Genomic DNA, 6,898 nt, shown 5'->3' with positions numbered 1-6,898 from the left:
ATATAAACGAAAGCATTGCAAATATAAACGAAAAAACAAGTGAAAAAATTAAAATAATAAGCAACGGTAATATTTTATGGAGCATGTATATAAGGGAAAATAACGATATAATATGATATAAATAAAGACTGTAAGAAATCTTCCCCAAATATAACAAGTATTTATTACGTAGTAAGGACGACAAAGTTGATATTGACAAGCTTAATATGACAAATAGACATGCACTTATCGCCACTACATAGTCTCGAAATATAAAATTATTGAGCACTTTCATTTCTCCAATAAGCCCTTCATACATAAAAAGTAAAATCGCAAATAAAAACCATGCAATTTTCGTGTTTTTAGTACAATTACTATAAAAAACTATTAAATTATTTTTATACTTCGCAACTAGTGCTCCTAGTAAAAATAGCACCGTATAATGCAAAGTTAATGCATAGCTTGTTAATGTTAAGCCCGAACGAAACAAAAATAATATGATGACAGAACATATACTAAAACTAAACAATAATAGTAATGAACCCCTTAACGTTTTTCGTAAGCAAATCATCAAAATTAACGGGAAAATTATTGATATTCGCATTTCATGGACAAGCGACCAAATCACACCGTTATATGCATCTGTATTATATTTCCCAACCAATAAAATATGTTGTGCGATTAAGCTTGAAGAACTTTCAATCGTCCATGAGCGATTAAACCATTCACTTAAATAAGAAATACCATATTCACTAATTGTAGTCTGGCATATAATCGCTATAATTATTGCCACAATATAAGGAATATATATTCTGCATATACGTTTTAAAAGGTATGACCCATAGCTACTATAGTTTTTTTCAATAGATTCATACAAAACAAATCCGCTCAAAACAAAAAAGATAATAACAGATTCGTTACCACTACTAAAAATTAGACGAGCAGGTGTTTCTTTTAATAGATACACAACAAATGGTTTATTATCTTCATAACTGTAATTTTGAAATGCTGAAAAAATCATTAAATGATGACCAATCATTACTACTAATGAAGAAATCCCTCTTATAGAGTCCAATTCTTCGTATCTCTTCATCTTTTTACATCAACTCCTAATGAAATGATACTAATCATTTCAAAGCGCCATCTTTATTCATATTCCTCTCCTTTCTTTTCATTCCAATTTTTCATATTAAAATGATTTTATAGTATAAATTTGAGTGTATTGTAACATTTTTTTGTAATATTATGAATAGTAAATCTCGAAAATTGGTATATACCAATTTCAACCTCGAAAAATGAGTAATATTGATAGAAAAACACTATAAAAATATCTTGCATATTTACAAAATTAAAGAGATGAATAGCGTTTTTTCAATATAAAATAAAAAAGATAGCCTATATAGGCTATCTTTTTTATTTTATTTAATTACTGGCACCACTATATGCTACATGTCGTTTCTCAATTCTTTCTTCAATTTCTTTCATATTTTCTTTATTATTTAATAGTGATTGTTTATTTTCAATTAATAATTGTTTAAAAGATTTTCTCACTTTTTTTCTCATTTTCATTGTCCTCCTTGGGGGATGGTTTATATAAAAGATAAAGAATTATCTGTGTGTCCTTATAATAATTGATTGTTGTGAATTCTATTTGAACTTCATATGAAAATTCCGTTTATTTTCTGACAACTTTGTGAACACGAAAAAAAGACTCTCTAAAACTATGTTGAAATTAATTCACTTCATTATAAAAATTACTATTTCCATCAACTTTTATCATTATATCTTGTCGAAACATTTATATATTTAAAATTGATTTCGACATAATTTTATTTACTATAATACTGTTTACAAAAACAAAAAGAAGGTGTTGCATAAGTCAAAGTTCGACTTATGCAACATCCCTCTTTCTAAACTATTTATAGCATATTTATTAATATTTCAGGTCTTCCCCAATTCATTTCTTCACAAACAAATTTAAGTTTTTCTTCATCCATTGTGTGTAGTCCCTCTTCTAGTGAACATGAAATTGGAACTTCACAGTGAATTTGTGCTAATTGCAACGAAATATTTAAGTTCTCTAAATCACTTTCAATCTTCGTACGCTGCGCTTTCGTTAATGATTCTACATTTTCTAGTACAGCGGATACTGTTCCGTGCTCTTGAATAAGCTTATACGCTGTTTTTTCACCGATACCTTTTACACCTGGATAATTATCACTTGTATCTCCCATGAAAGCTTTTGCATGGACGATTTGCCACGGCTCTACACCTTTTTCTTCCATAATTTTCTCCGGTGTGTAATATTCGTAATTTCCAATTCCTTTACGCAGAAGCATAACTGTAACGTTCTTATCAACAAGTTGAAGTAAATCTGTATCACCAGTTAAAATATAAACTTCAGCTTCATTGCAATATTGTTTTGCAAGCGTACCGATACAATCATCGGCTTCGTAGCCTTTCATACCGATAACTGGAATGGATAATTTCGCAGTCATTTCTTGCACTAAATCAAATTGAGGAATTAATTCTTCTGGTGGCGCTGCACGATTTGCTTTATAATTCGAGAACGATTCTGTTCTAAATGTCGTACTTCCCATATCCCAGCATGTAACGATATGTGTTGGTTCGATCGCTTGCGTAGCTGTTAACAAGTGTTTCATATAACCATGAATCCCGTTCGTAGGGGTTCCATCTTGTCGTTTCATAAATTGTCCGTAGACACTTGTTGCGTAAAAAGCACGAAATAATAGTGCCATACCATCAACTAATAATACTTTTTTCATAATTCCTCTCCTATTAAAAAAATAATAACCTCACGTTATCACGTAAGGTTATATAAATAGATTACCATTCTACGTTTTTGCTCAACTTTGTCTATTATACATGGTTTTTTTATATTTAGCACCATTAACACATTAAGACATCCTACTACAACAAGTATGCAATATGCCTGAATACGTATTTTTTCCAGTAGAAACAACGACAGCCTTTGCATTTCCACTAACAATATGCGAACCTTTAAAACATACATTTTCAAGCTCAAGTGGATTATAATCTTTCATCCGTTTTAATGGAATAAATCGTTTACGTTCAAGGTGATAGCAGCTTTCAAACTTCTCTATACTCGCTTCGTTTCCCGTTAACACAGACTCATTTACTAATAAATCATCTGCATAAATAATACGTACATCAGCTGGCACAGCATCTCCAGCCGAAAGAAAAATCATATCTCCAGGTACAAGTTCTTGCACTGGTATCTCCATCATTTTCAGTTCACTATTTAGCCCTGTACTACTAGAACATTCTACTCTAGATACAGTAATCGTTTCACGTTGTAATTCATCACACACACGTTGTTTTGAAAAACCTGGGATCATGCCACCAAGCTTCATCATTACTTCTGCAAGAAGTGCTCTTTTTGAAGTTAGTTCATTTCGGCCATATACTTGAATACGTTTTTGTGCCTCTTTCATTGATAGTCCGTCTCTTGTTGTTTTAAAATATGCAAATACAGATTTTACATCTCTTGTTGCAATTTCAATTAATAAATCTTTATTTTTTTGAAGCATTGTTTGTTCTTTTATTGATTTTTTACTTAGTTTATATGACGTGTTACCCACAGTTTTGTTTGCATATAACATATTATCGTCTCCTCCTTTACAACATAGGAAGAAACGCTTTGTTTCTCAATTTATCCACTTTACTGTGAAAGTGTCTAGCGCTTTATAAACGCTACATTGTGATAAATATAGAGGGAGGAACAAATCGTTTCCTGCCTACATCATATATTTTTGATTTGAAGTATATGGGTAACGGAACCGAGTCAGAATTTGACATGCTCCTCACCTCCTCGTTTAATTTTATAGTTTATACTATGAAATTACTCATAGCTTGGTAACAAAAAAGACCCCTACCCTTAAGAGAGTAGTGGCCATTACATACACAAATAAACGATTTCTAATATAATTAGAAATCTACGGACCTCTCCCTCACCGAGTTTTAGCACTGTATAGCATAGGTACATTACCAGCTACGTTAAGAAAAACCTTAATTCGATCATTCCTGTTGACCCATTGGCGTCTCTCGACATTTTTGGGCAGTAGCATTTCTCTATACAGGAGCCTCACCTAACAGAGACTTATTTTCATTACATTGAAAATGTTACTCTTATTTAAAATAGATGTCAACCGTAGCCTACAATTTTTTCAAAAGGTATGGCAAACTAACATATATAAAGTGAAACTTTAATCAGTGGGGTTTTGTTCATCCCCCACTGATTATTAGCCCTCACCAATCGGGCTGCCCGGCAAATAGCGGAATAAAATTAAAAACTTTACGTTTAAACGTAAAGTTTTTAATAAGTTATACAGCCAGCAATTACAATCCCAATTGAAAGCGATAAAAACATAAGAAAAAGACCGACTGCTTGATTATCTTCTTCAAGACTTTTGTTTATATTAAAGCGTGGTGTAAGCCACTCAGCTAAATAAAAAACGATAATTTGAGCCAAAATCCCAACTGCTCCCCACGAAATCATATCAAGAAGTGAAATTGAATTAGCTGCTGTCGAATATAAAACAATAGCTAACCCAAGTAATCGTCCTCCAAGCACATAGCTTACCGCCTTATTCCCTTGAGCCATTAACTTAAATTCCTTAACTTTCGTTGTCACTTCCATCAAGAACAGACCAATACATAAAAGTCCGAGTGTTACTGCTAAATATGATAAAAAATTAATCATTTTTCCCCCTCCTTTTTATACCTACCGGTAAATAGTACGATTCATTTCCTGTAATCTTTTCTCCCGCGCGAATACCGATACTACTTGCTTTTCCAGCAATTAAAAAAGAACCAAACACATACGACAGTTTCTCCATCCCTTTTTCTGTTTCCAAGGATACGACTGGAAGTTCTATATACTTTTGAAATATCGGCAGTGAAGTTTTATACGTTTGATGTGCATTTTGAAGCATAATATTTTCATCCTTATCGCGAATCGTAATTGTATCTCCTTCTCTACCAAATGAAGGTTTTTGAACGAAAGAACCTTTTCCTAAAAATAAATCTGGTTCTAAATATGTAGGTAACATATATTCTTTAATCCACTGTTGTTCCTCGTTTGTATAAAAGACCTCTTCTTCTGCTAACCCCCAAATAAGACACTGAATTGATTTTGGCTGAAGTAAAAATGCTGACAAAGGATTTATTATAAAAAGCTTTCCGGCTTTTACAAGTTGCAGCAGTTCCACACCTACCAAATCTCCTGTTTCAGGATCTTGATCCTCAATTAAATCTTCTATCGGATATGTTTGGCGATATAAAACATCAATCTTCGCCCCATCTTTATCAACTAGAGCACCTTTCGTAATTCTAAGTTCTGACATTGGCACTACTTTATTTTCAACATGGCATAACTGACTTAAATACATAGTCGTATTCCAATCCTCAATATGTTCATGATGTGCTGTAAAAACAACATTTGGATTGTCTAATCCCTTTGTCGCTTCCATTACAGCTTTCGTAACACCAGAAGATAGTAATCGTTCTTGATCCGAGTTTGGATCATCATAACCTAGGTTTTCACAAACTTTTCCATTCATTTGAAAGCATTCCATAATAAAAGTTGGTGTATCACTATTAAACTCAAGCATTTTAATTTGGTTATCAACCGTTATAACGAAATCAAATCGTGAAATAACAGATTCAGGATATAATCCTTTCATTCTAATGAATGATAAGCTCGCAGGAGGAAAACCAAGCTCAAGAAGCTGTTCGTCACTTAAATTTCGCAAAAGTCTAGCAGTCTTAAAAAATATTTTACCCATTCGTTCAGTCGCTAAGTGTAATTGTTCCAAAGTCTGATTTGTTATAGAAAAAACATGAAACAAACTATATTCACATTCATATAAATCCGACCAAAAATTCGGATATTTTAAATAAAAATCTTTTCGATCCCTTATGTATTGCGACATATTTTAGCCCCCAAATCCTCCCTTTGAACCGCTTCCAATTCCACCTTTAAATTCAGCAGACGATTGATACGATTTAAACGCCGATGAATTTTTAAAAGTGGATTTATTTTGATAGTATCGCCCACCATAGAAATAATGCCCACGATAACCTGAACTACTATCATCACACTGCCATACCCCAAGTTCATCATCCCAATCCCAATCAGAACAACTATTATCATTCGGTTTTGGGGGAAGATCTTGTGCGCAACCAAATAAAGTGCCAGTCATTAAAGACGTTACGACACCACCTACTAGCCATTTCGTTTTTGTCACCTTCGCACTCCCCTTTTTAAATTCTATTCCTATTATATAGGATGGCATGATAAAGTAGAAGAAAAAGGAAGAAGAGGGATGAAATGCGCTTAGAATATCGACTTAATGATGAAACGAAAGGGTATCCTGCTTTATGGAACTACGCCAATATTTCTAATTCTGAAATTATCGCACGCATGACTTGTGAATATTTTATTAAAGAGAAAAATACTTATGTTGTTACTGCAACTTCGGTTGATCCAGACGGAACAGCAGTTATTTATATTCAAAAAGAAGTTTTCGCCAATGACCCTTCAGACCCTACATACTCCCACATCGGTTTTGAAATTAGAGAACTAAGTGAAACGAGTTCAAGCTTAGTAGATAGTCAAGATGTATGGAACTACGAAGAAATTTTACCATCTCTTCATTCAGATATTATATATATTCAGCGAGACGGCATGTCTATGGAATTCTCCTTGGATTCAAGAGAGATTGATGAAGACAGAAAGTGCTACATTTATTACGGAAACTTCACAGGTGAATCAAGATAATATTGATATATCTATGCAACAAAAAAACCTTACGTATAAAACGTAAGGTTTTTATATAGCCCCACATATGCCGTTCTCTCTAGATGTCCATAAACC

At 33.0% G+C, this 6,898-nt stretch carries 8 protein-coding genes and 1 riboswitch; of the genes, 1 reads left to right on the top strand and 7 read right to left on the bottom strand.

The window, feature by feature from the left end; translation table 11 throughout:
• The 7 genes from MR167_RS29635 to MR167_RS29605 form a co-directional block, all read right to left on the bottom strand.
• On the bottom strand, nucleotides 1-1,072 hold a 1,072-nt coding region (locus MR167_RS29635), incomplete at its 3' end, for an acyltransferase family protein (protein WP_242316103.1).
• Between the two features lie 329 nt (nucleotides 1,073-1,401).
• Entirely contained in the window at nucleotides 1,402-1,542 is a 141-nt protein-coding gene (locus MR167_RS29630) for an FbpB family small basic protein (RefSeq protein ID WP_001228048.1), read from the bottom strand.
• A gap of 356 nt (nucleotides 1,543-1,898) precedes the next feature.
• Complete coding sequence (locus MR167_RS29625) at nucleotides 1,899-2,765, bottom strand: 5'-3' exonuclease (protein ID WP_000757071.1); 867 nt, start codon at nucleotides 2,763-2,765, stop codon at nucleotides 1,899-1,901.
• Between the two features lie 132 nt (nucleotides 2,766-2,897).
• Nucleotides 2,898-3,623: a P-type ATPase actuator domain-containing protein gene (locus tag MR167_RS29620; protein ID WP_000964950.1), complete on the bottom strand. Its 726-nt coding sequence runs from the start codon at nucleotides 3,621-3,623 to the stop codon at nucleotides 2,898-2,900.
• Between the two features lie 335 nt (nucleotides 3,624-3,958).
• A riboswitch (M-box (ykoK) riboswitch) is annotated at nucleotides 3,959-4,124 on the bottom strand.
• A gap of 212 nt (nucleotides 4,125-4,336) precedes the next feature.
• A complete protein-coding gene (locus MR167_RS29615) occupies nucleotides 4,337-4,723 on the bottom strand; it encodes a DUF350 domain-containing protein (RefSeq protein ID WP_000606873.1) in 387 nt (128 codons plus the stop codon).
• Nucleotides 4,716-5,954 (bottom strand): glutathionylspermidine synthase family protein, encoded by a 1,239-nt coding sequence (locus tag MR167_RS29610; protein ID WP_042597489.1) that lies wholly within the window; start codon nucleotides 5,952-5,954, stop codon nucleotides 4,716-4,718. The genes MR167_RS29615 and MR167_RS29610 overlap by 8 nt, the downstream gene beginning before the upstream one ends.
• Before the next feature lie 3 nt (nucleotides 5,955-5,957).
• Complete coding sequence (locus MR167_RS29605; protein WP_000169030.1) at nucleotides 5,958-6,269, bottom strand: hypothetical protein; 312 nt, start codon at nucleotides 6,267-6,269, stop codon at nucleotides 5,958-5,960.
• Nucleotides 6,270-6,352: 83 nt separating this feature from the next.
• On the opposite strand from MR167_RS29605, the gene MR167_RS29600 reads away from it, so the two are divergent.
• Nucleotides 6,353-6,802 carry a hypothetical protein gene (locus tag MR167_RS29600; protein ID WP_001235522.1) on the top strand — a complete coding sequence of 150 codons (450 nt, stop codon included), beginning with the start codon at nucleotides 6,353-6,355 and terminating at the stop codon, nucleotides 6,800-6,802.
• The last annotated feature ends 96 nt before the right edge of the window (nucleotides 6,803-6,898 follow it).

Origin of the sequence: Bacillus cereus group sp. BfR-BA-01355 (assembly GCF_022663675.1) — a bacterium.
In the GTDB taxonomy this organism is placed as follows: Bacteria; Bacillota; Bacilli; order Bacillales; family Bacillaceae_G; genus Bacillus_A; species Bacillus_A thuringiensis_S.
The sequence above is the reverse complement of the archived record's forward strand: the minus strand, read 5'-3'. Positions and strand labels throughout refer to the sequence as shown.